This window comes from Chelativorans sp. ZYF759 (assembly GCF_012911015.1).
Classification (GTDB): domain Bacteria; phylum Pseudomonadota; class Alphaproteobacteria; order Rhizobiales; family Rhizobiaceae; genus ZYF759.
Genome location: NZ_WVVV01000007.1, coordinates 76,426 through 102,876 on the forward strand (window position 1 = coordinate 76,426; position 26,451 = coordinate 102,876).

A 26,451-nucleotide genomic window follows, 5' to 3' on the forward strand; every position below is an offset into this window, starting at 1 on the left:
TCCTATCATTTGTGCCCGCTGCGCAGGTCTATGCGGTGTGGGCGCATCACGCCCTGTCTGGTCTTCGGGCCGTCGAGCCGGGGCCGCCTGAAAGTGTCGTCAGCCGTAAAGCCATGATCCCCGCTGGGCTGCTCGACAGGCTTCGTCGCTTCGCCCAGAGCCCGCGCGAAAGCGGGCGATAATCCAAGGCTCGAAGCCGCGGGGTCGCCTGCGGGCAGGCTGGGATCGTTGATCGGCAAAAGGACCTTGCGGCCCGGTTTGTTGCTGTCGGATGGCATGGCGCGATTCCTCGTCGGTCGGAAACGGAGTTCCGGCGGGAATCGTGACCAGTCTGTCGAATGGAGAGAAGTGGTCTTGCCGAACCCGCCGTCAGGCGATCCGCTGCTGGCGCATGCGGATGAAGGCGATGCACATTAGAATATCCATTGATGCCTCCATCGGTTCGGGTTGACGTTGGGGCGGCTATACCCGCATTGCCTCTTTTTGGCCAGTGGCAAGTGCGGACGGCGGGACCCATACTGACAGGCTGTGACGTTTGGGACACGGCTCGAAGCGTGTTCGAGGCAAGGCGCGGTTCCGTATCGGAACGGCATGGCATGTCGGCTTGCAGCGGTCTCATGGGGCGTGGCTAGCGCCTCAACCTTGGTTGAGGTCAAGAGGAGAATTGATCGTTTTGGATGCGGTTCAATGCGACCCGAACGTCGGAAGTCGACAGCAAACTCCACGCATCGCCCTCTATCAGCCCGACATCGCCGGCAACACCGGCGCCATTCTGAGGCTCGGGGCATGCATGGGAATGGGGGTCGACATCATCGGTCCCGCAGGTTTCGACATGTCCGACCGCGCGCTGAAGCGCGCCGGAATGGACTATCTGGCGATGGCCGGGCTGGTGCGTCATGTCGACTGGAGCAGCTTCGAGGCGTGGCGAGCAGAGAAGCGCCATCGACTGGTGCTGTTCACCACGCGTGGGGCGGTCCCGCTATGGGACTTCACGTTTCAGCGTGACGACGTACTTCTCTTCGGACGCGAGTCGGCGGGCGTTCCCGAGATCGTGCACGCCGCTGCGGATGCGGCGGTGCTGATCCCCATGCCGGGCGGCGGCCGCAGCCTGAACCTCGCCATGAGCGCAGCGATCGCGGCAGGCGAGGCGACGCGGCAAATGGCGCCACCATGATGCCATGCGATTGTCGTCACCCGACTTGGCTCTGCCACCATGCCAGAGCCTGGCAGGTATGAAGCGCGGCCTGTGAAGGGGCCGCGACAATCTGCCGTCATGGCCCCGTGGCGTCTGGACAATCGCCCCGCCCGCGCATAGAAACCTTCGCCAACTGTAGGGGGAGTCTACAGGCCTTTTGGCTTGTGTTCTCGTGGCTCGACGACGTCCGGCTTCGCGAACTCCCCCGTGTAGACGAGCCAAGAGGACAAGTCCCGTGAGCGCCAACGAAACCAACGACGCAAGCGCCGAGCACAATCGCCGCGATTTTCTCTACATCGCCACCGGAATGGCCGGCGTTGTCGGAGTTGCGGGCGCGGTCTGGCCGTTCATCGACCAGTTGCGGCCGGATGCCTCGACCCTTGCCGTCGCGCAGATCGACGTGGACCTGACCGAAGTCCAGGCCGGCCAGTCGATCACCGCCATGTGGCGGGGCAAGCCGGTGTTCATCCGCAACCGTACCGAGGCCGAAATCGAGGCCGCGCGCGAAACGCCGCTGGCAGACCTGCCGGATCAGCTGGCGCGCAACGAGAACCTTCCGGCCGATGCTTCCGCCGACGATGTCTCGCGTTCCGCGGGCGAAGGCCGCGAAAACTGGCTGGTGATGGTCGGCGTGTGCACGCATCTGGGCTGCGTTCCGCTGAGCCAACAGGGCGATTTCGGCGCCTGGTTCTGCCCCTGCCACGGATCGCATTACGACACGGCCGGCCGTATCCGGCGCGGCCCCGCGCCGGAAAACCTGCACATTCCGGCCTACGAATTCATCTCCGATACGGTCATCAGGATCGGCTAAGCTACAAAGAGAGCATCTGACATGAGCGGTGGACATTCTACCTATACGCCAAAGACCGGCCTCGGGCGCTGGATAGACGCGCGCCTGCCTCTGCCGCGTCTGGTGTACGATTCCTTCGTTGCCTACCCCGTCCCCCGCAACCTGAACTACATGTACACGTTCGGCGGCATTCTCTCGATCATGCTGATTGTGCAGATCGTCACCGGCATCGTGCTTGCAATGCACTATGCGCCGCACACGTCGCTGGCATTCGATTCCGTCGAGCACATCATGCGCGACGTGAATTCCGGCTGGCTCATGCGCTACCTTCACGCCAACGGCGCGTCCTTCTTCTTCATTGCCGTCTATCTCCACATGTTTCGTGGTCTCTATTACGGGTCCTACAAGGCGCCGCGCGAGCTGCTGTGGATCCTCGGCGTGATCATCTACCTCTTGATGATGGCGACCGCCTTCATGGGCTACGTGCTGCCATGGGGCCAGATGAGCTTCTGGGGTGCGACCGTCATCACCGGCTTCTTCTCGGCGGTTCCGCTGGTTGGCACCGCGATCCAGGAACTGCTTCTGGGCGGCTTTGCGGTCGACAATCCGACGCTCAATCGCTTCTTCTCGCTGCACTACCTCCTGCCGTTCATGATCGCCGGCGTGGTCGTGCTGCACGTGTGGGCACTGCACGTGACCGGCCAGACCAACCCAACCGGCATCGAGGTCAAGTCGAAGACCGACACCGTCCCCTTCACGCCCTACGCGACCATCAAGGATGGCTTTGCCATGGTCGTGTTCTTCCTGGTGTTCATGTACTTCGTATTCTACATCCCGAACTATCTCGGACACGCCGACAATTACATCCCGGCCGATCCGCTGGTGACCCCCGCTCATATCGTGCCGGAGTGGTACTTCCTGCCCTTCTACGCCATCCTGCGCGCTGTCACCTTCGACATCGGCCCGATTTCGGCGGCCCTTGGCGGCGTTCTCGCCATGTTCGGCGCGATCGTGGTGTTGTTCTTCCTGCCCTGGCTCGACACTTCGCGTGTCCGCTCCGCGGTCTATCGGCCCTGGTACAAGCTGTTCTTCTGGATCTTCGCCATCAACGCCGTCTTCCTCGGCTGGCTGGGATCCAAGCCTGCCGAAGGCCTCTATGTCGCCCTGGCACAGGTTGGCACCTTCTACTACTTCGCATTCTTCCTCATCATCATGCCGATCCTCGGTCTGATCGAGACGCCTCGGCGCATGCCGAACTCGATCACCGAGGCCGTGCTCGAGAAGAACGGCGGAAAGGCTGTGCCTCATGCCGCCCAGACCGCCGCGGAAACCCAGAGCTGAGAGCGCACCGGCAGACAAGGACCTTAATCATGAAGACTATCCTCAAGGGGCTGACCGCGCTTGCACTTGGACTGGGAATCTCCGGTGCCGCTTCGGCCGCCGAATACCCGATCTATGAGCCGATCGAGCAGAGCTGGTCGTTCGCCGGACCCTTCGGCACCTACGACAGGGGGCAATTGCAGCGTGGCTTCCAGGTCTATCGTGAGTCCTGTGCGGCTTGTCACGGCCTCGATCGCGTAGCCTTCCGCAATCTTTCCACCCTGGGCTATTCCGAAGAGCAGATCATTGCTCTGGCCGCGGAATACGAGGTCGAGGACGGGCCGGATTCATTCGGCGACATGTTCATGCGCCCGGCAATCCCCGCGGATCGTTTCCCCGACCCGTTCCCGAATGCTGAAGCTGCCGCGGCGGCAAACAACGGTGCGGCGCCGCCGGACCTTTCCTTGATGGCCAAGGCCCGTCACGCCGAGCGTGGGTTCCCCCGTTTCGTCATCGATATCTTCACGCAGTACGAGGCAGCCGGCGCCGACTACATCTATTCGCTGCTGCAGGGCTATCAGGAAGCACCTGAGGGCTACGAATTGCAGCCCGGCACCTACTACAATCCTTATTTCCTGGCGGGTACGTCGCTGTCGATGCCGCAGCCCTTCTCCGACGGCATGCTGTCCTATAATGACGGCTCGCCCGAGACGATCCACCAGTACTCCCGAGACGTAGCTGCCTTCCTCATGTGGACGGCGGAGCCTCATCTCGAAGCACGCAAGCAGACCGGCTTCGTGGTGATGATCTTCCTCCTGCTGTTTGGCGGGCTCGTCTACATGTCGAAGCGCAAGGTTTGGGCAGCCGTCCCGCACTGACAGGCAACTTGACCGTATCGTTTCCAGAAGGGCGCCTCGGGGCGCCCTTTTTCCTGAGCAGAATGGTTTCGACATCGGCACCGTGCTGTTGCATGAAGGAGGCGCAGATTCTCCCGAGGCACGACATCCATGAAGACATCTCTCGCAGAGACCCTCCTCTCGTCCATCCGGACCATTCCCGACTATCCCAAGCCAGGCATAATGTTCCGCGACATCACCACGCTGCTGGGTGACGCGCGGGCCTTCCGCAGGGCGGTCGACGAGTTGGTCCATCCCTACGCCGGCACGAAGGTCGACAAGGTGACCGGGATCGAGGCAAGAGGCTTCATTCTCGGCGGTGCCATTGCTCATCAGCTTTCGGCGGGTTTCATACCCATCCGCAAGAAGGGGAAACTGCCGCACGATACGGTGAGGGTCGCCTACAGCCTCGAATACGGCATCGACGAGATGGAGATGCACAAGGATGCACTCAGGCCCGGGGAGAAGGTCATCCTGGTCGATGATCTGATCGCTACGGGGGGAACGGCCGAAGGAGCGGTCAAACTGCTCACGCAGATGGGGGCGGATATCGTGGCTGCCTGCTTCGTCATCGATCTGCCGGAACTCGGTGGCCGTGCCAAGCTCGAAGCCCTCGGCGTTGAGGTAAACACGCTGATCGCGTTCGAAGGGCACTAGCGGAACGATTGGTGGTGTCCATGCGTATCCTGAATTGATGACGATTCAGGGTGCCGACCTTACGGAAGGTTCTACAAGATCGGCGCAGCCGGGCACCGAAAGTTCTCGGCGCCAGCGCGCTATCCGCGGCAAGTCCGTCTGGGGTGTGGCTGCACTCGGCTCACTGCTGCTGCTGGGAGGCCTCATCGCGCTGCTGCCCGAACGCATCCTGTTCAGCTACAGGCTTCATTTTTCCATTCTCGAGCTGGATCGCGACCGGCCACTTCGCGCCTTCAACCACCGGACCGCTGATGGGCTCAGCCTCCGCTCGTGGTACGTCATGCCGCGCGACGGACTGCCGACCATCGTCTATTTCGCGGGGCGAGATGGCGATATCATTCACAAGCCGGCACATTTCGTGGAAGCCGTGGAGGCAGGCCATGGCCTGCTGCTGGTCGGATATCGTGGGTATGGCGGCAATCCCGGCGCACCTCAGGAAACGCGCATGCACCGCGACGTGCTTGCGTTACTCGACCAGGCCGCCCAAGCCGGCATCACGCGCAACGGCTCCATTCTCTATGGCTATTCGATGGGATCCGCCTTCGCGGCGCATGCGGCCGCCTACAGCGCGCCACTCGGCGTCGTGCTGGAGGCGCCCATAAGCACGTTCTTGGCCGCCGTGCGTCTTCAGGCCGGCCGCATTCCGGGTTTCCTCGTCCGCACGCGTTTCGACAACCTGGCACGCATGCGCGAGATCAGCGCGCCCGTGCTTCTGCTGGCGGGCGAACAGGACCCGGTGACACCGCCCTCCTTTGCCTACGCGCTGGCACGGAGCAACCCGCAATTCGCGTCGGTCGAAGTGGTGGCCGGTGCCAATCACTTCAACATCATGCGCCTGGGAGGGCAGCGTCACGTCGACGACTTCCTCAGCATCCTTGCCAACGACAGAGTGAATGGCCCGGCTGCGGCACAAGCCGCCATCGGGCTGCCAGCGCCGTTCGAAGGGTGACGCCTATCCCGACTTCACCAGCACGGCGTTTTCGAATTGCAGCACCTTCTCGCCAGCCCCGTTGAAGGCTTCCGCGACGATGGTCATCATGCGCCAGCCCGGCCGCGTCGCAAGGGCTCGGTGCCCCGTCGCGCGGCGGGTATAGGTGATCCTATCGCCGGCATAGACCGGCTTCAGCCATTTCAGGTTGCTGAATCCGGGCGAGGGGCCAAAAGCAGGACGCGGTCCATCCCCTGTCCAGTCGCGGCCCTCCAGGTCCTCGCGGTGTTCGAGGTTGAGGCGCATCCAGATAGCGCAGGTATGCCACCCGGAGGCGCAAAGGCGACCGAATACACTGTGTTCTGCGGCCTCCTCGTCGACGTGGAAGCGCTGCGGGTCATACTTCGAAGCGAAGGTCTTGATCTCTTCGGCCGTGAAGGTGTGGCTGCCAAGCTCGACCGTCTCTCCAATGCGGAAATAGTCTTCCAGGCTCATGACGCGGCCTCGCGGGTCAGGAACATGCCGGTGTTCTTGAGTTCAAGGACCGTTTCGCCGCGCTGATTGACGAGCTGGTGACGGCACGTAACGAAACCAAGCCCTGGACGGCGCGCCGACAGACGCTTTTCCTCGACCACGGAGGTGCCGGTCAGCGTGTCACCGGCGAGCACCGGCTTCTTCCATCGAACATAGTCTACGCCGGGGGCACCCTGGGACGTCGAATCAAGCAGGAAGCGATCGCACATCATGCGCATCAGCATACAGCAGCTGTGCCAGCCGGAGGCACCCAGGCCACCGAGGATGCTTGCCTTGCCGGCCTCTTCGTCCAGATGCATCGGCTGCGCATCGAACTGGCTGGCGAACTCGATGATCTCCTCGGCGGTGACGGCCTTCGAGCCCAGATCGATTGCGGTCCCTTCCTCGAAATCCTCGAAGGCCCATCTCGGTGCCATCGCTTCCTCCACACGCTGCCTCAGACGTTGAACTTGAACAGCATCACGTCACCGTCCTGGACGACATATTCCTTGCCCTCGTCGCGCGCCTTGCCGGCATCGCGGGCAGGGACCTCGCCGCCAAGGGCCACAAAATCGTCAAAAGCGATGGTCTGGGCGCGGATGAAGCCCCGCTCGAAATCGGTGTGGATGACGCCAGCGGCCTGCGGCGCTTTCGATCCCTTGGCGACGGTCCAGGCACGGGTCTCCTTCGGGCCGGAGGTGAAAAAGGTGATGAGATCGAGAAGATCGTATCCGGCGCGAATGAGGCGGTCGAGGCCTGGCTCAGTCAGGCCAAGGGCCTCCATGAACTCCGCCGCTTCGTCAGGCGACAATTGAGCGATTTCGGCCTCGATCGCCGCCGAGATGACGACGGCGCTGGCGCCCTGATCAGCGGCCATCCTGGCGGCCGCCTCGGTGTGGGCATTGCCCGTCGCGGCTTCCGCTTCCGACACGTTGCAGACATAGAGCACGGGCTTGGACGTCAAAAGATTGAGGCCGCGCAGGATCTTCAGATCTTCCGCCGCGATGCCGGGCAGTAGAAGGCGAACCGGCTTGCCCTCCTGAAGCAGCTCTAGCGCCTTTTCCATCATCGGAAGGACGGTGAGCGCCTCCTTGTCTTTGCCGGTGGCACGCTTGCGGATCTGAACGATGCGGCGCTCAAGACTTTCGAGATCGGACAGCATCAACTCGGTCTCGACCGTGTCGGCATCAGCAACCGGATCAATACGGCCCTCGACATGGGTGATGTCGTCATCCTCGAAGCAGCGCAGGACGTGCACGATGGCGTCGACCTCGCGAATGTTGGCGAGGAACTGGTTGCCGAGGCCTTCGCCCTTGGAGGCGCCGCGTACCAGCCCGGCAATGTCGACGAAGGAAATGCGCGTCGGGATCGTCTCCTTCGACTTCGCGATGCCGGCAATCTTCTTCAGCCGCTCGTCGGGAACCGCGACGTCGCCGGAATTCGGTTCGATCGTGCAGAAGGGATAGTTTGCCGCCTGCGCGGCGGCGGTCCTGGTCAGCGCGTTGAAGAGCGTCGACTTGCCGACGTTCGGCAGGCCGACGATGCCGCATTTGAAGCCCATGATGTCAAGCGTCCTGTGGGAGGAGGTGAATTCGATCAGGGCTATGGGGGAGGGGTCCATGATCGTCAAGCCTTCGAGCGTGGCTTGTGATCAAATCAGGCCAGTGTCGTCCATATCAGCCAACCGGCTGCTGCGCATACAACGCCTCCGATCAGGATCATGATGCCGTCGCGGGCGATCATACCGAGCGCGAACAGCGCGACTGCCCCTGCCACGATGGAAACGGAAAATGGAACCGTTTCAAAAGCGGGAGCGAGGAGGACCATCAGTGTGCAGATCGCCGCAGGCAACATGATCCAGGGTCGCTGGGTGAGGAAGGACATACGCTCGGCGCTGACCTTGTCGATCCAACCTGCCGGCTTGCGCAACCAGGATACCGCCTTGTCGAGACGCTTCTTCTTCATCTCCCTTCGGGTCAGGAAACCGGGCAGCCACAGCGTTTCTCGCCCAAGGACGATCTGAAACGCGATGAGCGAGATGATGAGCGAGCCTATCGACGGCATGCCCGGAACGCCGCTCACCGGCGTTATGAGAAAAAGCGCGGGCACGAGCAGCAGCGGGCCGAATGCATCGCCACCGATCTGCTCGACGATGTCGCCAACCGACACGGTATCGTCCTCGCCGGCTTCCTCAAGCTGATCGAGCACGTCTTCCAGATCTTCGAGCTCTTGCCTGTCGTCCATGAATCCTTCGCCGGGGCGGCGACGACCACCGTCGCCAATCCGACAAACGCATCACCTTCGGAAAAGGTCCGCGTGCGGGATGTCAGTCGCGGTTGAAGAGCTTCTTGAGCATGGCTGCCAACGGCCCGTTTTCGGGGGGCTTGACGGCCGGCTGGCGGGGCCGAGCCTGTCGGATATGACTCTGACCTTTCGGTACCGGGCGCTGGGAAGCTGCTGCGGCCGCCGGCGCACTGGGGGACTTGCCCTGCGCCGCCTGGGCAACCTTGCTCATGAAGCCCGCATCGTCCCCCCGCACGAGGAGTTCGGCCTGATCGGCGATGCTCTCCAGCAAGGGATCGAGCCATTCGGAGTCGACCTTCGCGAAATCGCCGAGGACATGACTGGTGACGAGGTGCTTGGCGCCAGGATGCCCAATGCCGATGCGGACGCGGCGATAATCCTTTCCGCAATGGGCGTCGAGCGACTTGATGCCGTTGTGGCCGCCGCTGCCACCGCCCGTCTTCACCCGGACCTTGCCGGGTGCGAGGTCGAGTTCGTCATAGAGCACGACGATGTCCTGTGGCGACAGCTTGTGGAAGCGCATGGCCTCCCCCACGGACTGACCCGACAGGTTCATGAATGTCTGCGGCTTGATCAGGAGGACCTTTTCGCCGCCGATGCGCCCATCGGCGATGAGAGCCGAGTGCTTCTTCGACCATGGCGAAAAGGAATGGCGGCGGTGTATGGCGTCCGCCGCCATGTAACCGACATTGTGCCGGTTGTTCTGGTATTTGGGCCCGGGATTTCCCAGGCCCGCAATGATGAGCATCGTCCAGCTCCCGAAGGAATTGGGGAAGACTATTCCTTGGCTTCCTCGCCGCCCTCTTCGCCTTCCTCGCCCTCGGCCGTCTCTTCCTCGACCTCGGTCGCGGCGGCTTCGGTCTCGTCGACGCCTTCTTCCTCGGCAGCCGTCAGGACGGCGGGCGCGGCGATCGTGGCGATCGTGAAATCCCGGTCCGTGATGGTCGGGGTCACGCCCTTGGGCAGGGTCACCGAAGAAATATGGATGGAGTCGCCGATCGCCAGGCCCGTCAGATCAATCTCGAAAGCTTCGGGAATGTCGTTGGCGGGGCAGGTGCACTCGACCGTGTGGCGCACGATGTTCAGAACGCCGCCGCGCTTGATGCCGGGGGAAGCTTCCTCATTGAGGAAGTGAACCGGAATCTCGACCGTGACGATGGTGTTCTTGCCCACGCGCAGGAAGTCGACATGCATGGTGAAATCACGCACGGGGTCCATCTGGAAGTCTTTCGGCAGCACCTGGTGCTTTTCGCCGTCGACGTCGATGGTTGCGATCGTCGTCAGAAAGCCGCCGGCGTGAATCTTGAGATGCACGTCCTTGTACGGCAGGGTGATGGCCAGGGGTGGCTTGTTGTCACCGTAAATGACTGCGGGTACCTTGCCGCTGCGGCGAATTTCACGGGCGGCCCCCTTGCCGACCCGATCGCGCGCCTCGGCCTTGAGCTCGTAGCTCGCGTGGCTCATGGCATTTCCTTTCAAGTTTTTGGCGGAGCGTTTCAAGGCAAGGCCCTGAAACGTCGAAAGCGGCCCACTCGCCTCCAGTCCGATGCCGAACCTTCGTGAGATGCCGCCTCCAGCCGCGCTGCCTCCAAGGGTGTCTGCGCGGGTGGCGCTCCTATAGCCGAAGGCCGCATAGGGCGCAAGCGCGGTCAAGACGTTGCGATAGCCCTTCGTGGACCCTATTTCCGTCCCCATACCAGCACATGATCCCGTTTCACCAAACATCACAGAGAGGACACCGCATGCTGCATGTCGACATTCCCACCCTGCCCGAGTTCAAGGCGCTTTCGTCCATACGCGCGGATGCCTGCGTCTCGATCTATCTCGACACGACACCGCTGACGCAGGACGCGGGGTCCGCCCGGGTGGAGTTGGGCAATTTCGCACGTACGGCACGCGAGAAGCTGGAAGCGGCGGGGCTCGACAAGCGGCGTCTCGGCGCCCTCATGGAGCATTTCGACGGACTGGCGGAGGATGACGAGTTCTGGCGCCTGCAGGCCAACAGCCTTGCGGTCCTGGCCACGCCCGACAAGCTCTCGGTCTATCGCCTCGCCAATGATCTCCATGAAATGGTCGAGGTATCGGACCGTTTCCATCTCAAGCAATTGCTTCGGGCTCTCACCTTTCCCCATTCGGCATTCGTTCTGGCCCTTGCAGAGAACCATGTCCGGCTTGTCGAGGTCTTTGCGGACCTGCCCGCCCGGGAAGTGCGTGTCGATAACATGCCGAAAGACGCGGCGGACGCGCTGGGCAAGTCGACACTCAACGATCGTTCTCATTCCGGACGCATACACGGCTCGGAGGGCCAGAACGTTCGTCTGCGCCAGTTTGCGCGCAAGGTCGACGCCGCCCTTCGTCCGGTTCTGTCTGGTCGGGAGATCCCGCTGATCCTGGCGGCCACGGGCCGCCTTGCTTCTCTCTTTCCCTCTGTCTGCAGCTACCCGAACCTTCTCGAAGACATCATCGCCGACAGCCCGGACCGGATGAGCGAGGCTGACCTCGCGAACGCGGCGCGGCCGATACTCGACACGGCCTATGCCAAGGATATCGAGGGGATGAAGGAGCTCTACGAGACCCGGTCGAGCCAGGGTCGGGCCACGGCCGACATGTCGGACGCGGCACGCGCGGCCACCTATGGCGCGATCGAGGCGTTGCTTGTCGATATCGACACGGTCGTGCACGGCACCGTCGATGACGAAAGCGGTGCGGTGACTTTCTCCGACAAGGCCGATGCGGGCAACTACGGCGTGGTCGACGAAATTGCCGGCCGGGCACTGGCCTCGGGGGCGCGTGTCCTCGCGGTGCGCAAGTCCGACATTCCCGGCGGCGGCGAGCTGGCGGCGATCCTTCGTTATGCGGTCTGACGGGGGCGACCTGGGTCGATCCGGTAGTGCCTTGGAATCGCGACAAAACTGTGCGATGCTCACTCCAGTTCGGGTTTTTGCAGACGACCCGGAGACTGGAACGTTATTGGACGACCTTTCCCCGACTACGTGAACTCTCGACGACAGCGAGTTCGCGCGCGCCGCGCGGACGCATACCAAACGACTGGGAGAGGAGTTTCCCCATGAGCAGCCAGACCGGCACCGTCAAGTTCTTCAACACCACCAAGGGTTTCGGCTTCATCACGCCGGACGGCGGTTCGAAGGACGTCTTCGTTCACATTTCCGCTGTCGAGGCCTCTGGCCTGCGCACGCTGGTCGATGGCCAGAAGGTGACCTTCGACGTCGAGCCCGACCGGATGGGCAAGGGCCCCAAGGCGGTCAATCTCGCCGAGGCGTAAGCCACAACCGGCAAAGAATCTCAGCAGCTTGAGATTGAAGGGCGTTCGGTGAAAGCCGGACGCCCTTTTTGGTTTTTCCGGTCTTCAAAATCGCTTGCCCGTTTTCGAGAAATGAAGGAACATCGCTTCCGTTCGGGCATTGCCGGCCCGGAGACTGGAATGGAATGCCCGGGTTGGTCGCAGACATGAACAAGGCAGACATGGCATCGGGTTTCCCGCGAAGAAGCGGATCGCGGCAAGATCCCCATATGCGGAACACTGTTTCTTCTCCCCCAGCAAAACACCGAGATTGCGGAGCCGCAGCGGCGGCGAGGGCTTAACGCGGGAGACAAGGAGCTTTCCCCGATGTCACAGAACGGTACCGTAAAGTTCTTCAACCAGGACAAGGGCTACGGCTTCATCACGCCAGACGACGGCCAACGCGACGTGTTCGTGCACATCTCGGCGGTCCAGGCTTCGGGTCTTACCGGGCTCCAGGACGGCCAGAAGGTGAGTTTCGACACCGAGCCGGACAATCGCGGCAAGGGCCCGAAAGCCGTCAACCTTATGGTGCTGTAGGGCACGGATCTTTAAGTCCGCGTCCGCGTCGCTGGTGCTGCGCGCTTGAGCGCGCAGCATGCCTGGCGATGGATGACGCGGTGCGCTAGGTCAGGAACGGATTGTTTCGGCGCTCATCGCCGAGCTTGCCGCCTGGCCCGTGACCACAGATGAACCCGATCTCATCGCCCAGCGGCAGCAGCTTGTTCTTGATGGAACTGATCAGGGTCGCGTGATCGCCGCCGGGAAGATCGGTGCGGCCGATCGAGCCGGAGAAGAGAACGTCGCCGACATGGGCGAAGCCCGCTTCGCGGTTGTAAAAGACGACGTGGCCCGGCGCGTGACCCGGACAATGCAGCACTTCAAACCGGTGATCCCCAAAGGAGAGCGTTTCGCCTTCCGTCAGGAAACGATCCGGTGTCACGTTGCGAACGCTACCCTCCAGCCCGAACATGCGCGCCTGCGCCTCCAGGTTTTCGAGCATTGGCCGATCGCTTTCATGCGGTCCCACGATGTCGATGCCGAGGCGCTCCTTCAGGTCCATGGCGCCGCCCGCATGATCAATATGGCCGTGGGTCAGCCAGATGGCTTCGATCTTCAGGCCGTTGTCGTCAATCGCCGCCATGATGCTGTCGACGTCGCCACCCGGATCGACCACCACGCCCTGGTGCGTTTCCTCGTCGAAGAGGATCGTGCAATTCTGCTGGAATGGCGTGACGGGGATGATGCCGGCTTTCAGCTGACCCATGGCGTTCTCCTTGCGGTTGGCGGTCTGACATAGAGCTTGAACGCAGTCTGTGCCACCCTCGGATGCCCGTCGAGGAGGATGCAATGGGGAAATCGGACTACAGGCGCCCAGCCGAGAAGATCGACATGGCGTTGGAGGAAAGGGCGATACGACGCGACACGAGCATCGCCTTTCTGGTGACGGTAGCCGCGTATTTCGGGGCTTACCGCCTCCTGCCGAAAGTCTTCGAGTTTCCGCAAGATGTCGCCCATGCGCTCGGCCTGGCGGCTATCGTCTGGGCGGTGCCTGCCCTCATATTGATGATCGCGATCCTGATGGTGTCGACGGGCCGCCGCTATTCTGCCGCCGACATTGGCGGGCAGGCAGCCGGATCGCCGAGCGAGACGCTGGCGGTCAGGGCGGCCTTCCTGCAGAACACGCTTGAGCAAACCGTTCTTGCGGCCGGCTTCTATTTTGCGCTGGCTGCTCTGGCGCGTGGCCCGTGGCTGGCGCTTCTGCCGGCCGCGGCCGCCTTGTTCGTGGTCGGGCGGACGCTCTTCTTTTTCGGCTATACACGCGGCGCGAAGGGACGCTCGCTCGGAATGAGCCTTACCATGCTGCCGAGCGCCGTCGGCTACCTGGTGCTGCTTTGGCTGCTGCTATTCGGAGCCTGAGCTGCTCATTCCGCTGCGGCGCGCTTGGGCTGAACCTCGGCCGAATAATCGTTCATCAATGTCGTGGTCAGCTCGCCGACCTCGAAACGATAGGGACCGATCTCCGAGACCGGGGTGACCTCGGCCGCTGTGCCGGTGAGGAAGCACTGCTCAAAGCCTTCCATCTCTTCAGGAAGGATGGTGCGCTCGACGACCTCGATACCGCGCCGCTTGGCCAGATCGATGGCCGTGCGCCGCGTGATGCCGTCCAGGAAGCAGTCGGGTGTGGGGGTGTGCAGACGGCCTTCCTTGACGAAAAAGACATTGGCCCCGGTCGCCTCGGCGACATGACCGCGCCAGTCGAGCATCAGGGCGTCCGCATAGCCCTTGGCCTCGGCGGCATGTTTCGACATCGTGCAGATCATGTACAGTCCGGCGGCTTTCGACTTGGAAGGTGCGGTGCGCGGGTCGGGGCGACGCCAGTCGGCCAGGTCCAGGCGAATGCCCTTGAGACGCTGCTTAGGATCGAAATAGCTCGGCCACTGCCAGATGGCGATGGCGAGGTTGATGCGGTTCTTCTGGGCGGAAACGCCCATCATCTCGCTGCCGCGCCAGGCGATGGGTCGGACATAGGCATCCGACAGGCCCTGCTTGGCGAGCAACTGGTTGCACGCATTGTCGATATCGGCGACTGACCAGGGAATCGTAAAGCCGAGGAGGCGGGCGGATTCGTGGAGGCGCTCGGTGTGCTGGGTCAGCTTGAAGATTTCGCCCCCATAAGCCCGCTCGCCCTCGAACACGGCGCTGGCATAATGGAGGCCGTGGGTCAGGACATGCACCTTGGCCTCTGACCATTTGACGAATTCGCCATTCATCCAGATATGACCGTCAAGCTGGTCGAAGGGAACGGACATGGTATTACCTCCCGTGGGGCACTCGCCCCTTAATGCAGGCTGCGGCGTTCTGGCGCCGAAACGAGGTGGCAAAATGTTAAGCGCGAGTCCGGAAGTTCCGATTATCCGACCAGTGCCGACGTTTTCGTGCGCCAACGGCCTCAAAGCTTGCCAAAAATTACCAGCCGGGCTAATTTATGTCAACATGGCTGACATAAATTTCCGCAGGGGTTGGGCATGACTCTCGTCACCCGCAGGCAGGGCGCGGTCGAGGCCGCCCCAAGCGATGGTCTCGCCACGCAAGACGAGATCGACTTCGCGCTGATCGAGCTGCTCTTCTTCGCGTATCGCGACTTCACCTCGGATCCCGATCAGATTCTGGCCGATTACGGATTCGGCCGAGCGCATCACCGCATCCTTCACTTCGTGAATCGCAAGCCCGGCATGACCGTCGCCGAGTTGCTGGATGTGCTGAAGATCACCAAGCAGAGCCTGGCACGTGTCCTCAAGCAGTTGATCGATGCGGGCCATGTCGTTCAGCGTCAGGGGGCAAGGGATCGGCGACAGCGGCGTCTGTATCCGACGGAGCAAGGCAGCAGCCTGGCACTGGCTCTGGCCGCGCCACAGTCCCGCCGCATCGCCCGCGCATTGGAAGGCGCCTCTTCGGGCGACCGCGCAGCGGTCGAGAGCTTTCTCAAGCAGATGGTCGACCCGGATCTCAGGCCACAGATCGATCGGGTGCCGGGCGGCGTCCGCACTGAGTGATACCAGCGGGCCAAAGATGTCAGCGACGGGTGGGGTCAGAAAGGAAGGAAGTCGACATGTCAGAAACGTCGAGACCGGATGACGACGCGCCGCACCTGCTTGTGGTGGACGATGACACGCGTATCCGGAGCCTGCTGAAGCGGTATCTTGCCGAGAATGGCTTTCGCATCACGATCGCCGGCAATGCGGAGGAGGCACGCGCCCGGCTGAGGGGACTGGAATTCGACCTCATCGTGCTGGACGTGATGATGCCGGGCGAGACGGGAGTGGAACTGACCCAGTCCCTGCGCGCGGAGCGGGATGTCCCGATCCTCATGCTCACGGCACTGACGGAGACCGACAATCGCATCGAGGGCCTTGAAGCCGGTGCCGACGATTATCTACCCAAGCCCTTCGATCCGCGCGAACTTATCCTGCGCATCAACAACATCCTGCGCCGCGGCGGTCCCCAGCAACAGCCGAAGCTCGAACAGGTGGTGTTCGGCCCCTATTCCTTCCAGATCGCGCGCCGCGAACTGAAGAAGGGCGGCGAGGCGCTCAAGCTGACCGATCGGGAACAGGAAATCCTGGCCATCTTCGCACAGCGTGCCGGAGAAACGATCCCGCGCCACGAACTTGTCGGCGAGGATGCCACGGTCGGAGAACGCACCATCGACGTGCAGATCAATCGCCTGCGGCGAAAGATCGAAAAGGATCCGGCAAACCCTACCTGGCTGCAGACCGTTCGCGGTATCGGCTACCGTCTGAGCGTCGAATAGGATGGCCCGACCGGTCTGATTGGCCGGCCGGGTCCCCCGCGAAACGCGGGTGTTCAGTCGCGGTAACGGCGTTCGTCGCGCTCCCTGCCGTCAAACCTGCTCTGACCCCGCCAGCCTCGCTCCCAGTGGTCCGGCGCGCGGAACTCCGGCTGACGGTTCTGCTCTGAAGGGCGTGTAGCGGGACCGCGATCGCTGCGGTCGGGCACACGGATCTCGGGCTGCCGAGGCCTTTCAGTCGGACGGACATGGGAAGGCCCGGGTCGTCCGTGCGGGCGCTCCCACCTGTGGCGGTCGCGGTAGAAATCGCGGCGGCTGTAGTGGCGGTCCCAATAATCGCCGAAGCGGAAGGTGATGATGGGGGTGCCCATGCGGTACATGGCGTCGGGGCCAACATAGCGGCGGCCACGCTCGACAAATGCCAGATAGTTGGACGACATCCAGCCGCGCAGGCCGTCGAAGTCCACGTCGCACCAGGCGCGCTGGCTGAGGCAGCCATAGACATAGATTTCCTCGCCAGCCCGCGCGATATCGACGACGGGGTAGTCGACGCCGGGTCCCGCCCGGACGTTCACATTGTGGGTCGCGTAGGCGAGTTGTCCGGCAACGGCGATGCCCGGCAGGGACAGCAAGCCCAGGGTGGCCAGAATTCCAATGGTCTTGATCGTCATCGTGTCTATCTCCTGCGTCCATGTTCGGCGGACGTTTGCACGGGTTCTACACATTCGTCGATGAACCGTTGCTGAACCGATCGGCGTTCGGGGCCGCCGCCGGAACCTGACCGACAGCGATGCGTTTCCGCTTCACAGCGCTACCGGGGTGTGCAAATCTTTCCGACATGGCAAGCAGACTGGTCTTCATCAAAAGGCTCGCGATTTTCCTTGGCCTCTGGCTTGTCCTCACGGGTGCGTCGCCGTCCGGCCTCGCCTTCGGGATTCCGACTGCCGTCATGGCCGCCATGTTCAGCATGCGCCTCCTGCCATCCGGGGGGAGGGGGGTGCGGGTGGGGGCGGTGATGGCCATGGTGCCGGGTTTTATGGCCCAGTCGGTGCGCGGCGGCATCGATGTCGCGTGGCGCGCCTTCCATCCAAGCCTGCCGGTCGCGCCGGGCTGGCTGCACTGGCGCACGAAGCTGCCGCGGGGCGGACCGCGTGTCACGCTGGGCAGCGAACTGAGCCTCCTGCCCGGCACGCTGGTCGCCGGCAGCCGGGGCGACATCCTCTATGTCCATTGCCTCGACATCCGCAAGGACATCGCCGGCGAGATCGCGGCCGAAGAGGCGCGCATCGCCCGCACCATAGGCGAGGCGCCCGGATGAGCGAATTTCTCCTGCTCGCCGCGCTCTTCCTCCTGGGAACAATCGCGCTCGGTTTCCTGCGTGTTCATTGGGGCCCAAGCCGCGCGGACCGGATCGCCAGCGCACAGCTGGTCGGTACCGGCGGCGTTGCCATGACGCTGCTGCTCGCCGCAGCCGGCGGCAACAGCGCCATCATCGACGTGGGGCTGGTGCTCGCCCTGCTGGCCGCCTTCGCGGCGGTCGCCTTCGTGAAGTCGACCAGCGCCGACGGGGCCGGCGACCCGGAGGAGAACGACGAATGAGCGGCTTCGCCAATGTGCTGACGGTCATCCTGGTCAGCGTCGGTCTCGTCTTCTTCCTGGCCGGTTCGGTCGGGCTGCTGCGCTTCCCCGACCTCCATAGCCGCCTCCATGCGCTGACCAAGGCCGACAATCTCGGGCTCGGCCTGATCGCGCTCGGCGTCGCGTTCCAGATCGGCGAGCCATACGCGATCGTCAAGCTGGCCCTGGTATGGTTGCTGGCTGTCCTGGCCGCGGCCAGTGTCGCGCAACTGATCGCGCGCAGTGCGCTCGACCGCCTTCCGGCGGAAGGTCAGGCGGACAGGCAGGCATGAACGCCGCCCTCCTGCTCGACGCGGGCCTTTGCCTCCTGATCCTGACAGCGGCCGTCCTTGCCATGACCGGTCGCGACCTGTTCGGGGCGATCGCCTTCTTCATCGTCTACGGCATACTCATTGCGCTGGCCTGGGTGCGGCTGGAGGCCGTGGATGTGGCGCTGGCCGAAGCCGCGATCGGCGCCGGTCTCACCGGTGTGCTCCTCATCGGCGCCTGGTCGCTGCTGCGGCGCGCCGGCGTGTCCGAGGCGCATGAACTGTCACATTGGGGGCTGAGGCTCGTCGCCGGACTCGCATCCGCGGCGACAACCGTTGTTCTCGCCGCCGCGGTACTGGCATTGCCGCCCGGGCGCGAGGGTCTTGCCCCGCTGGTCACGGAGCGACTTGCGGATCACGGCGTGTCCAACCCGGTCACCGGGGTGCTGCTCGATTTCCGTGCCTATGACACGCTGATGGAGAGCATCGTGCTGCTCGTGGCGCTGGTGGCGGTCTGGGCGTTGACGCCGGCTTCCGCCTGGGGCGGCGTGCCGGGCATGCGCCAGCACGCGCGGCCCGACGGCGTGCTCGCCATGTTCGGGCGGCTGCTTCCGCCCATCGGCCTGGTGATGGCCGTCTACCTCGTCTGGGCCGGCAGCTCGCAGCCGGGTGGGGCCTTCCAGGCCGGAACCGTGCTCGCCGCCGTCTGGCTGCTCGTGGTGATGGCCGGCATCTATGACGAGCCGCCGATCTCAAGCGGGCTGCTGCGCACCGCGCTCGTGGCCGGCCCGGCAGTATTCCTTGCCATCGGCATCGCCGGCCTGGGTGCCGGCGCCTTGCTGGCGTATCCGGATGAATATGCCTATGGCCTGATCCTCCTGATCGAGTTCACCCTGACCTTCTCGATCGGGGCTACCCTGGCGCTGCTGGTCGCAGGCCGCGCGAGGCGGGCGGCATGATGGCGACTATCGATTCAGCCCTCCTGTTTGCACTCACAGGCTGCGTCCTCATCGGCCTCGGCCTCTACGGCTTCATCGTGCATGCGCATCTCCTGCGGCGCATCCTCGCCTTCAACGTGATCGGCTCGGGCATCTTCCTGCTGTTCGGCGCGCTCGGCTATCTGGGCGCGGGCCAGGGCACCGATCCCGTGCCGCAGGCCCTGATCATCACGGGCATCGTGGTCGCGCTTTCGCTGACGGCCTTCGCCATTGCGCTCGTCATCAAGCTTGCCGAAGAAGAGAAGACAGCCGTCCTCGACGCGGCGAAGACCGCCGAGGACCTCCACGAATGACGGGCGTTATCGTGAGCGCGTTCCCGGCGATCGAATTGTCGATCGCCCTGCCGCTGGTGGCATTGCTGACAGCAATCCTGATCGGCGGCAAGCTGGCGCCCCGCCTGATCCTGGCGGTTGGGCCGCTCATGATGGCGCTGACAGGTATCGTCGCCTGGCAGGTCGCCGAGGGCGATCCGACACGGGTCGAACTGGGTGGCTGGGAAGCGCCGCTCGGCATCGCGCTCTTTGCGGACGGCCTGTCGAGCAGCTTCCTGCTGCTGACGGCGATCATCATGTCGGCTGTCGGCATAGTGGCCATGGCAGGCTTCGACGCGCGAGATGGCGAGACCTCGCGGAGCTACAGCTTCTGGGCCCTGTTCTACGGCATGTGGGCAGCATTGAACGGTGTGTTCCTCGGCGCCGATTTCTTCAATCTCTATGTCGCCATCGAACTCCTGACCATCACGGCGGTCGGCATGGTCGCACTGGGCGGCACGCGGGCGGCGATCCGCTATCTGCTGTTCGCACTGGCGGGATCGCTGGCCTACCTTACCGGCGTGGTGTTGCTCTATGCGGAGGCCGGCACACTCGACATGTCGCTGCTCGCCGCCAACGAGGGCGACGCTTCGGTGAGGCTCGTCGCCGGCGGGCTGATGACGGCAGGATTGCTCGCCAAGACGGCACTGTTTCCCCTGCACGCCTGGCTGCCGCCGGCACATGGAGGCGCTCCCGCGCCGGCCAGCGCCATGCTGTCGGCGCTGGTGGTGAAGGCTTCATTCTTCATCATCGTACGGCTCTGGTTCGACGTCATGCCGGAAGCGGCCGGCCCCGTCCTCGTGCAGCTGATCGGCATTCTGGGCGGAACGGCGATCCTCTATGGCTCGTTGCTCGCGCTGCGCCAGGCGCGGCTCAAGATGATCATCGCCTATTCGACGGTCGCCCAGCTCGGCTATCTCTTCCTGATCTTCCCGCTCTCAGGCGGCATAGCGGGAGAGATGCCCTGGGCAGCGGGCGCGTGGTCGGGCGGCATGTTCCATGCATTGGCGCACGGCCTCGCAAAGGCCGCTGCCTTCCTGGCGGCCGGGCTCATCATAGAGGCGCTTGGCCACGACCGCATCGATGACATGAAGGGAATTGCCCGGGCCATGCCGGTCACGGTCTTTGCCTTCGGCATCGCGGCCATTTCCCTGATGGGCCTGCCGCCGAGCGGGGGGTTCATGGCCAAGTATCTGATGCTGACGGCGGCCCTCGCCGGCGGCCACGTGGTGATCGCGCTGGTGATGATGGCGGGTGGCCTACTGGCCGCAGCCTATCTGTTCCGGCCGGTCAACCGGGCCTTCAGCGGATCCGACATTCCCGAAGTCGCGTATGTCGCCTACTGGCGGCAATGGGTACCGCTGATCCTCGCCCTTCTCGCAATGCTTCTCGGCGTCGTCTCGGCGGGACCCTACGAGTTTATCCAGATCGGGCGGGCGGTGACCGCGGAGGTCGGCATAGAATGAACGCGGCGATGCCGATCCTCCTGCTCCTGTGCCCGCTGATCCCGGCGCTGGTGATCTTCTTCCTGCGCGAAGAGAATGACCGGCTCCGCACCGTCATCAATCTCGGCAGCGCACTAGTGAAGCTGCTGCTGATCGCGTGGACGCTCGAAGGGGTCGCGCGGGGCGTCGAGTTCGAGTATCGGCTGGAGTTCGTACCGGGGCTCTACCTGCTGCTCAGGGTCGACGCGCTGTCGCTGCTGTTCATCACATTGTCCTCGTTCCTGTGGCTGATCACCACCATCTACGCGATCGCCTATTTCCGGGGCAGCGAGAACCTGTCGCGCTTCTTCGGCTTCTTCAATCTCTGCGTGTTCGCAACCACGGGCATCGCCTTGTCCGGATCGCTGATCACCTTCTTCCTATTCTACGAGCTGCTGACGCTTTCGACATGGCCGCTTGTCGTACACAAGGGCGACGACAAGTCGATCGCGGCCGGGCGGACCTATCTCATCTACACCATGGCGGGCAGCGCGGCGCTTCTCCTGGGCATCGTCTGGCTGGAGGGCATGACCGGACCGATCGAATTCGCCGGCGAGCCGGAGCTCGACGAATTGTCGCGGCTGTCGCTCACGGTGATCTTTGCGCTCTGTATCGGCGGGCTTGGCGTGAAGGGCGCCATGTTTCCGTTTCACGGCTGGCTGCCCCAGGCCATGGCGGCCCCCGCGCCGGTGAGCGCGCTCCTGCATGCCGTCGCCGTGGTCAAGGCGGGGGCCTTCGGCATCGTGCGCTTCATCTACGATGTCTACGGCATCGACCGCGTGGCGGAACTGTCGCTCGGCCTGCCGCTGGCGATCGTTGCCTCCTTCACCATCATCTATGGTTCGCTGCGTGCCCTGCAGCAGACCGACATCAAGCGCCGCCTGGCATTCTCCACCGTTAGCCAGGTCTCCTACATTGCGCTCGGCGCAAGTCTGGCAGGTCCGTTCGCGACGATCGGCGGGCTCGTGCACCTCGTCCATCAGGGCTTGATGAAGATCACGCTCTTCTTCGCGGCAGGTGCGCTTGCCGAGCGTCGCGGGATCACCTCAATCGACCAAATGGAGGGTGCGGGGCGGCACATGCCGCTCACCATGCTCGCCTTCTCGATCGGCGCGCTCGGTATGATCGGCATCCCTCCGGTCGCGGGCTTCGTCACGAAGTGGTATCTGGGCGTGGGCAGCCTGCAAGGCGGCTACACGTGGGTCCTGATCGTTCTGGCCGGTTCCAGCCTTCTCAACGCCGCCTATTTCCTGCCGCTGCTTTATCGCGCCTGGTTCATGGAGCCCGCGGCGAGGCCGGCAGGAGAGGCGCCGGGCGAGGGGCCAGCCGGCCTGATCCTGCCGGCCGTGGTGACCGCGCTCGCCTCGCTTGCCGTCGGACTCTTCGCCGGCTTCGCGTTGAGTCCGCTCGGCTGGGCGACACTGATCGTGGAGGAGCAGTACACCCCATGAACGCCGAAGCCCTGATCCTCCTCGCCCCCGTCGTGGCGCTGCCGCTGCTGCTTTCCGTGCTTGCCCTCTCGCCGATCTTCAACAAGCGCGCCCTCGACCTGCTGCCGGTTGCCCCGCTGCCCGGGCTGATCGCAGCCTTCCTCGTGCCTGCGGGAACGGTGCTGGAAGCGCCCGCACTGCTGTTCGGCTTGCGGCTGGAGATGACGGGGGAAGGCGCTCTCTTCCTCGGCTTCGCTTCCGCCTTGTGGATGGCGGCCGGCTTCTTTGCCCGCGCCTACATGAAAGGCGGACGTGACCTGGCGGTCTTCTGCGCTTTCTGGTGCCTGACGCTGGCAGGCAATCTGACCGTCTTTCTGGCGGGCGACGCCGCCACTTTCTACCTCGCCTTCACCTGTGTCTCGCTGGCCGCCTATCCGCTCGTGGTACACGAACGCAATGTCCGTGCGATGCGCGCCGGGCTGGTCTACATCGTGCTGGCGCTGATCGGCGAGACGCTGCTTCTCCTCGGTGTGCTGCTTGCCGTCGCGGCCGCCGACGGGATCCTGATCTCGGACGTCAGGGACGCGCTTGGCGCTTCGGGCGACAGCCTCACCATCGCGCTTCTGGTCGCGGGCTTCGGCATCAAGGCCGGCATGGTGCCGCTGCATGTCTGGCTGCCGCTTGCGCATCCCGCCGCCCCGACGCCGGCCTCCGCGGTACTCAGCGGAGCGATCGTCAAGGCCGGCATATTCGGACTGATCCAGTTCCTGCCGCTGGGCAGCGACGCGGGAACGTGGGGACAGATCCTCATGGCCATCGGCATTTTCGGCAGCTGGTTCGGCATCCTGGTCGGGCTGACCCAATCCAACCCGAAGACGGTGCTTGCCTATTCGACGGTCAGCCAGATGGGCATCGTCATCGCAGCGATCGGCGGCGGGCTGGAAGTCGGGGCAGGTGCCGTCGCGGTGGCGGCTGCAACGCTCTATGCCCTGCATCACGGACTGGCCAAGGGCGCGCTGTTCATGGGCGTCGGGGTGATGCAGAAGATCGGGCGCAAGGGTTCCGGCTACGTGACGGCCGCGCTCACCCTGGTCGCGCTTTCGGTCGCCGGCCTGCCACTCCTGGGTGGGGCGCTTGCAAAACTCGCCATCAAGCCTCCCCTGGGCGGCGGTGTGGCGGAACTGCTGGTGACGGCGAGCGCGGCGGGCACCAGCCTGTTGCTTCTGCGGTTCCTGTTTCTGGTGCAGGACCTGCGCAGCAAGAGCAATTCGGCGCGGCCGCCTCTCGCCATGACCCTGCCCTTCGCAGCCATGGGCGCGGGTGCGCTCGTGATGCCATGGCTGCTGTTCGAGGACTGGTCGGGACAGGACCTCGCCTATGCGTTCGAACTGGGCAATCTGGGCACGGCGCTGTGGCCGCTGCTGGCGGGTGGCGCGCTGGCCGCGGTCTTTGTCGGCTTCCGGCCTCGCAGGCTGCCCGCGGTGCCCGAAGGCGATCTGGTGGTGCCCATCGAAGCGCTGGCGCGGCGTGGCATGGCGGCCTGGCGCCGGGGCGCCGAGACGCTGCCGCACGCGGCGCCCGAAGTGCGCCGGCCGCTGCTTGCCGCCGCCGGACTGTGGCTCGGCCGGGTCGAAGGCCGGCTCGCCAACTGGGCGGTTGCCGGAACGCTGATGGTCCTTCTCCTGCTGGCGATGCTCCTGGCGGATCGGCTGCTCGGCTGAGGCCCTGGCCGGGTTCAACCGGAGGAGCGGCCCTCCATTTCGCGCGCCTCGTTGACCGGTTCGGCAATGGAATCGCTGTCGTACTCGGAAGGCGGTGCGTCCGGGCCTTCCAGAGGCTGCTCTTCGATCGTTGTGGTGCGCCGCAGATTGAGGGGCGGCGAGCGGCCCTGCTTGTCCTCGCCCATATAGAGCGTCATGTGCGGGAACGGAATCTCGATGCCGTGCCTGTCGAAGACCTGCTTGAGGATCTCGTTGTAGGCGCGGCCCGTGCCCCACTGCATGCCGGGCCGCGTCTTGATCCGCGCGCGCACCATCACGGCCGAGTCGCCGAAGGAGGTCACCCCCTGGATGTCGAGCGGTTCGAGGATGTGGAAGCGATGGTCGGTCTCCATGAGGATGTCGTAAGCCTCCTGCATGGCCGCCTTCACCTCGCCGATGTCCTCGCGATAGGCCACGCCCATCTCCGCCACGTGGTAGGAGAAGCCCTTCATCATGTTGGAAACCGAATCCACCGATGAAAACGGGATCAGATGGACCGTGCCGTCCAGGGAACGGATCGAGACCGAGCGGATCGTCAGGCGCTCCACCACGCCGGTGAGGCCCGCGACCGCGACGACGTCACCTTCGTTCATGATGTTCTCGAACTGGATGAAGATGCCGGTGATGATGTCCTGGACGAATTTCTGGGCGCCGAAGCCGATGGCGAGGCCGAGCACGCCGGCACCGGCCAGCAGCGGCGCGATGTTGACGCCGATCTGGGCGAGCGCCAGCATGCCCACCATGACGGCGAGCGCGATGGTGAAGGCGTTGCGGAAAAGCATCAGCAGCGTCTTCTCGCGCGCGGTCGGCACCGAGCCGAAATTGGGATTGAGCCGGTATTCGACCCAGGACGACATCGCCAGATAGGCGACGAAGCCGGCGAGGATGATGAAGGCGGCCGAGATCAACGCGCCCGTGGCGCGCTGACCGGCCTCGGTGGCCACCCAGCCCATGAAATCCAGCAGCGCCCAGGCCTGGGCGATGGCGATGATGACGGCGATCAGCACTATGGTGCGCACGATCTGCATGACCCGCGGCACGAAGGCCTGCAGACGCGTCTCGAGCAGCGGCAGCCGCTCCTTGACGTCGTCGGGCAGCCGCAGGCCGGCATTGATGAAGCGCGATATGAAGGTGATGACGAAGGCGCCGACGGCGATCGCGATGATCGACTGGACGGTCGCGCGCAGCATGAAGGGCAGCGCCTCCTCGGGATTGGTGAGCCAGACCACCAGGAGGGCGATCAGGTAGAACATCGCGATAAGGTGCCAGTAGGCGCCGATCATGGCCAGCGACCTCGACAGGGCGTCTTCCCTGCCGGCCCGGGACCGCGCGGAGAGGGCTTCGCGGACCTGGGTCTTGTTCTGCAGGATGATGAGGATGCCGATGAGCACCGACGTCGTCATCACCAGGACGCGCACGGCCTGGGCCGCGCCGGGGGTCAGCTGCTCGGCGATGATCGGTGCGACGAACATGAATGTGTAGCCCACCAGCGAGATCAGGCGCCCGACCCAGAAATACCAGTAGGCGGCCGTCGTGTCGCTCATCGGCAGGAAGCGCAATTGCGGATCGCGGGGTTCGAAAATGGCCCGCAGAACCACCTTGATCGTCTCGACCACCAGAAACGCATTGAGCAGCAGCGTCTGGTTGATCTGCATGCGACCAAAGGGGCCGGGCAGGAAGTTAAGAGCCACGAAATAGCCCGCTGCCCAGGCAAGGATCACGGCGGCCAGGTCGACGAGTGCGGCGCCAAGGACACCGCCCGAGCGGTTGATCCAGCTTGCCCCGGCCATTCGTCCGGCGATCGCGTGCTGAATGCGCGCCGCCACAAGCCTTAGCACGAGGAAGGAGGCGAAAAGTGTGCCGCCCAGGATCAAGAGATTCGTCATGGTGGAGCCGAGGCGCCCAAGGTCGGCCTCCGCCGTGCTGGTGAACAGCTCGCCGACATCGCCGACCACGTCGACGATCGAGGACACGCTGTTGGAGAGACCCTCGGCGATGCCGCGGGTGTATTCGGCCACCTGCCGGGCGATGGTGGGGTCGATCACGCCTTCGGCCCGGCCCGCCTGCGCTTCGGCATCGTTCGCCCCCGGTGCACCCGCTTCGCCGGACCCGGCGCGTTGACGCAGCAGCTGGAGCAGTTCGGCGCGGGTGGCATCGTCTTCGAGAAGCCTGAAGAGCTCTTCCAGATTGCCCTGAGGCGCGGGCTGGGCGATCTGCGTATCGGCTGCCGGGGCTTCCTGTGCCGCAGCGGTTGTCATCATGATCGCAAGCGCGGCGAACAGGGCGGCGAAAAAGCGCATTCAGTCGACTCCTTGACACAAAATCAG

At 64.0% G+C, this 26,451-nt stretch carries 31 protein-coding genes; 20 read left to right on the top strand and 11 right to left on the bottom strand.

The window, feature by feature from the left end:
- Window positions 1-5: 5 nt before the first annotated feature.
- Window positions 6-278, bottom strand: a complete 273-nt coding sequence (locus GRZ55_RS13160; protein WP_169287397.1) for a hypothetical protein — start codon at window positions 276-278, stop codon at window positions 6-8.
- Window positions 279-667: 389 nt separating this feature from the next.
- Between GRZ55_RS13160 and GRZ55_RS13165 the strand changes: the two genes are divergently transcribed.
- The 6 genes from GRZ55_RS13165 to GRZ55_RS13190 all read left to right on the top strand — a co-directional run bounded on the left by GRZ55_RS13165 (window position 668) and on the right by GRZ55_RS13190 (window position 5,846).
- Complete coding sequence (locus GRZ55_RS13165) at window positions 668-1,174, top strand: tRNA (cytidine(34)-2'-O)-methyltransferase (protein ID WP_368856617.1); 507 nt, start codon at window positions 668-670, stop codon at window positions 1,172-1,174.
- Window positions 1,175-1,430: 256 nt separating this feature from the next.
- Entirely contained in the window at window positions 1,431-2,006 is a 576-nt protein-coding gene (gene petA, locus GRZ55_RS13170) for a ubiquinol-cytochrome c reductase iron-sulfur subunit (RefSeq protein WP_169287398.1), read from the top strand.
- Window positions 2,007-2,027: 21 nt separating this feature from the next.
- Complete coding sequence (locus GRZ55_RS13175) at window positions 2,028-3,326, top strand: cytochrome b N-terminal domain-containing protein (protein ID WP_169287399.1); 1,299 nt, start codon at window positions 2,028-2,030, stop codon at window positions 3,324-3,326.
- Window positions 3,327-3,355: 29 nt separating this feature from the next.
- Entirely contained in the window at window positions 3,356-4,183 is an 828-nt protein-coding gene (locus GRZ55_RS13180; RefSeq protein ID WP_169287400.1) for a cytochrome c1, read from the top strand.
- Window positions 4,184-4,312: 129 nt separating this feature from the next.
- Window positions 4,313-4,858 (top strand): adenine phosphoribosyltransferase, encoded by a 546-nt coding sequence (locus GRZ55_RS13185; RefSeq protein WP_169287401.1) that lies wholly within the window; start codon window positions 4,313-4,315, stop codon window positions 4,856-4,858.
- 37 nt (window positions 4,859-4,895) lie between these two features.
- Window positions 4,896-5,846 carry an alpha/beta hydrolase gene (locus GRZ55_RS13190; protein ID WP_169287402.1) on the top strand — a complete coding sequence of 317 codons (951 nt, stop codon included), beginning with the start codon at window positions 4,896-4,898 and terminating at the stop codon, window positions 5,844-5,846.
- A 3-nt stretch (window positions 5,847-5,849) separates the two neighbouring features.
- Here GRZ55_RS13190 and GRZ55_RS13195 read toward each other — a convergent pair whose 3' ends face one another.
- From GRZ55_RS13195 to GRZ55_RS13220, 6 genes are all read right to left on the bottom strand, one after another.
- On the bottom strand, window positions 5,850-6,320 hold the full coding sequence (locus GRZ55_RS13195) for a MaoC family dehydratase (RefSeq protein ID WP_169287403.1): 471 nt from the start codon (window positions 6,318-6,320) through the stop codon (window positions 5,850-5,852).
- Window positions 6,317-6,775, bottom strand: a complete 459-nt coding sequence (locus GRZ55_RS13200) for a MaoC family dehydratase (RefSeq protein WP_169287404.1) — start codon at window positions 6,773-6,775, stop codon at window positions 6,317-6,319. Before GRZ55_RS13200 ends, GRZ55_RS13195 begins: the two co-directional genes overlap by 4 nt.
- A gap of 20 nt (window positions 6,776-6,795) precedes the next feature.
- Window positions 6,796-7,899: a redox-regulated ATPase YchF gene (gene ychF, locus GRZ55_RS13205; RefSeq protein WP_169287539.1), complete on the bottom strand. Its 1,104-nt coding sequence runs from the start codon at window positions 7,897-7,899 to the stop codon at window positions 6,796-6,798.
- A gap of 95 nt (window positions 7,900-7,994) precedes the next feature.
- On the bottom strand, window positions 7,995-8,582 hold the full coding sequence (locus GRZ55_RS13210) for an exopolysaccharide biosynthesis protein (RefSeq protein WP_169287405.1): 588 nt from the start codon (window positions 8,580-8,582) through the stop codon (window positions 7,995-7,997).
- A gap of 82 nt (window positions 8,583-8,664) precedes the next feature.
- Entirely contained in the window at window positions 8,665-9,390 is a 726-nt protein-coding gene (gene pth, locus GRZ55_RS13215) for an aminoacyl-tRNA hydrolase (RefSeq protein ID WP_169287406.1), read from the bottom strand.
- Between the two features lie 29 nt (window positions 9,391-9,419).
- Window positions 9,420-10,106 (bottom strand): 50S ribosomal protein L25/general stress protein Ctc, encoded by a 687-nt coding sequence (locus GRZ55_RS13220; RefSeq protein ID WP_169287407.1) that lies wholly within the window; start codon window positions 10,104-10,106, stop codon window positions 9,420-9,422.
- Between the two features lie 278 nt (window positions 10,107-10,384).
- On the opposite strand from GRZ55_RS13220, the gene GRZ55_RS13225 reads away from it, so the two are divergent.
- The 3 genes from GRZ55_RS13225 (at window position 10,385) to GRZ55_RS13235 (ending at window position 12,483) form a co-directional block, all read left to right on the top strand.
- A complete protein-coding gene (locus GRZ55_RS13225) occupies window positions 10,385-11,506 on the top strand; it encodes a hypothetical protein (protein WP_169287408.1) in 1,122 nt (373 codons plus the stop codon).
- A gap of 203 nt (window positions 11,507-11,709) precedes the next feature.
- Entirely contained in the window at window positions 11,710-11,925 is a 216-nt protein-coding gene (locus GRZ55_RS13230; protein ID WP_169287409.1) for a cold-shock protein, read from the top strand.
- A gap of 345 nt (window positions 11,926-12,270) precedes the next feature.
- The gene (locus GRZ55_RS13235) at window positions 12,271-12,483 is read left to right on the top strand and encodes a cold-shock protein (protein ID WP_169287410.1); all 213 of its coding nucleotides are present in this window, start codon (window positions 12,271-12,273) and stop codon (window positions 12,481-12,483) included.
- Between the two features lie 85 nt (window positions 12,484-12,568).
- On the opposite strand, the gene GRZ55_RS13240 is transcribed toward GRZ55_RS13235, so the two are convergent.
- Window positions 12,569-13,210, bottom strand: a complete 642-nt coding sequence (locus GRZ55_RS13240; protein ID WP_169287411.1) for an MBL fold metallo-hydrolase — start codon at window positions 13,208-13,210, stop codon at window positions 12,569-12,571.
- A gap of 83 nt (window positions 13,211-13,293) precedes the next feature.
- On the opposite strand from GRZ55_RS13240, the gene GRZ55_RS13245 reads away from it, so the two are divergent.
- Entirely contained in the window at window positions 13,294-13,863 is a 570-nt protein-coding gene (locus GRZ55_RS13245) for an MAPEG family protein (protein ID WP_210257342.1), read from the top strand.
- A 5-nt stretch (window positions 13,864-13,868) separates the two neighbouring features.
- Here the strand turns inward: GRZ55_RS13245 and GRZ55_RS13250 are convergent, their stop codons facing one another.
- Complete coding sequence (locus GRZ55_RS13250; RefSeq protein WP_169287412.1) at window positions 13,869-14,756, bottom strand: branched-chain amino acid aminotransferase; 888 nt, start codon at window positions 14,754-14,756, stop codon at window positions 13,869-13,871.
- 216 nt (window positions 14,757-14,972) lie between these two features.
- Between GRZ55_RS13250 and GRZ55_RS13255 the strand changes: the two genes are divergently transcribed.
- The gene (locus GRZ55_RS13255) at window positions 14,973-15,500 is read left to right on the top strand and encodes a MarR family winged helix-turn-helix transcriptional regulator (protein WP_169287413.1); all 528 of its coding nucleotides are present in this window, start codon (window positions 14,973-14,975) and stop codon (window positions 15,498-15,500) included.
- A gap of 56 nt (window positions 15,501-15,556) precedes the next feature.
- Window positions 15,557-16,258 (top strand): response regulator, encoded by a 702-nt coding sequence (locus tag GRZ55_RS13260; RefSeq protein WP_169287414.1) that lies wholly within the window; start codon window positions 15,557-15,559, stop codon window positions 16,256-16,258.
- Window positions 16,259-16,311: 53 nt separating this feature from the next.
- Here the strand turns inward: GRZ55_RS13260 and GRZ55_RS13265 are convergent, their stop codons facing one another.
- Window positions 16,312-16,926, bottom strand: a complete 615-nt coding sequence (locus GRZ55_RS13265) for an SH3 domain-containing protein (RefSeq protein ID WP_169287415.1) — start codon at window positions 16,924-16,926, stop codon at window positions 16,312-16,314.
- Window positions 16,927-17,093: 167 nt separating this feature from the next.
- Here GRZ55_RS13265 and GRZ55_RS13270 point away from each other — a divergent pair, with 167 nt between their 5' ends.
- Genes GRZ55_RS13270 through GRZ55_RS13305 form a run of 8 tightly spaced genes read left to right on the top strand, consistent with a single transcriptional unit; the run spans window position 17,094 to window position 24,085 of the window.
- Entirely contained in the window at window positions 17,094-17,573 is a 480-nt protein-coding gene (locus tag GRZ55_RS13270) for a Na+/H+ antiporter subunit E (protein WP_169287416.1), read from the top strand.
- Window positions 17,570-17,854, top strand: coding sequence for a monovalent cation/H+ antiporter complex subunit F (locus GRZ55_RS13275; RefSeq protein WP_169287417.1), 285 nt, complete (start codon window positions 17,570-17,572; stop codon window positions 17,852-17,854). The genes GRZ55_RS13270 and GRZ55_RS13275 overlap by 4 nt, the downstream gene beginning before the upstream one ends.
- A complete protein-coding gene (locus GRZ55_RS13280; protein ID WP_169287418.1) occupies window positions 17,851-18,165 on the top strand; it encodes a monovalent cation/H(+) antiporter subunit G in 315 nt (104 codons plus the stop codon). Before GRZ55_RS13275 ends, GRZ55_RS13280 begins: the two co-directional genes overlap by 4 nt.
- Window positions 18,162-19,100, top strand: coding sequence for a hydrogenase subunit MbhD domain-containing protein (locus GRZ55_RS13285; RefSeq protein WP_169287419.1), 939 nt, complete (start codon window positions 18,162-18,164; stop codon window positions 19,098-19,100). The genes GRZ55_RS13280 and GRZ55_RS13285 overlap by 4 nt, the downstream gene beginning before the upstream one ends.
- Entirely contained in the window at window positions 19,097-19,432 is a 336-nt protein-coding gene (locus tag GRZ55_RS13290; RefSeq protein ID WP_169287420.1) for an NADH-quinone oxidoreductase subunit K, read from the top strand. Before GRZ55_RS13285 ends, GRZ55_RS13290 begins: the two co-directional genes overlap by 4 nt.
- Window positions 19,429-20,916 (top strand): complex I subunit 5 family protein, encoded by a 1,488-nt coding sequence (locus GRZ55_RS13295; RefSeq protein ID WP_169287421.1) that lies wholly within the window; start codon window positions 19,429-19,431, stop codon window positions 20,914-20,916. Before GRZ55_RS13290 ends, GRZ55_RS13295 begins: the two co-directional genes overlap by 4 nt.
- A complete protein-coding gene (locus GRZ55_RS13300; protein ID WP_169287422.1) occupies window positions 20,913-22,385 on the top strand; it encodes a monovalent cation/H+ antiporter subunit D family protein in 1,473 nt (490 codons plus the stop codon). The genes GRZ55_RS13295 and GRZ55_RS13300 overlap by 4 nt, the downstream gene beginning before the upstream one ends.
- A complete protein-coding gene (locus GRZ55_RS13305) occupies window positions 22,382-24,085 on the top strand; it encodes a complex I subunit 5 family protein (protein WP_169287423.1) in 1,704 nt (567 codons plus the stop codon). Before GRZ55_RS13300 ends, GRZ55_RS13305 begins: the two co-directional genes overlap by 4 nt.
- A 14-nt stretch (window positions 24,086-24,099) precedes the next feature.
- Here GRZ55_RS13305 and GRZ55_RS13310 read toward each other — a convergent pair whose 3' ends face one another.
- Window positions 24,100-26,424, bottom strand: coding sequence for a mechanosensitive ion channel domain-containing protein (locus GRZ55_RS13310; protein WP_246734723.1), 2,325 nt, complete (start codon window positions 26,422-26,424; stop codon window positions 24,100-24,102).
- Window positions 26,425-26,451 lie beyond the last annotated feature (27 nt).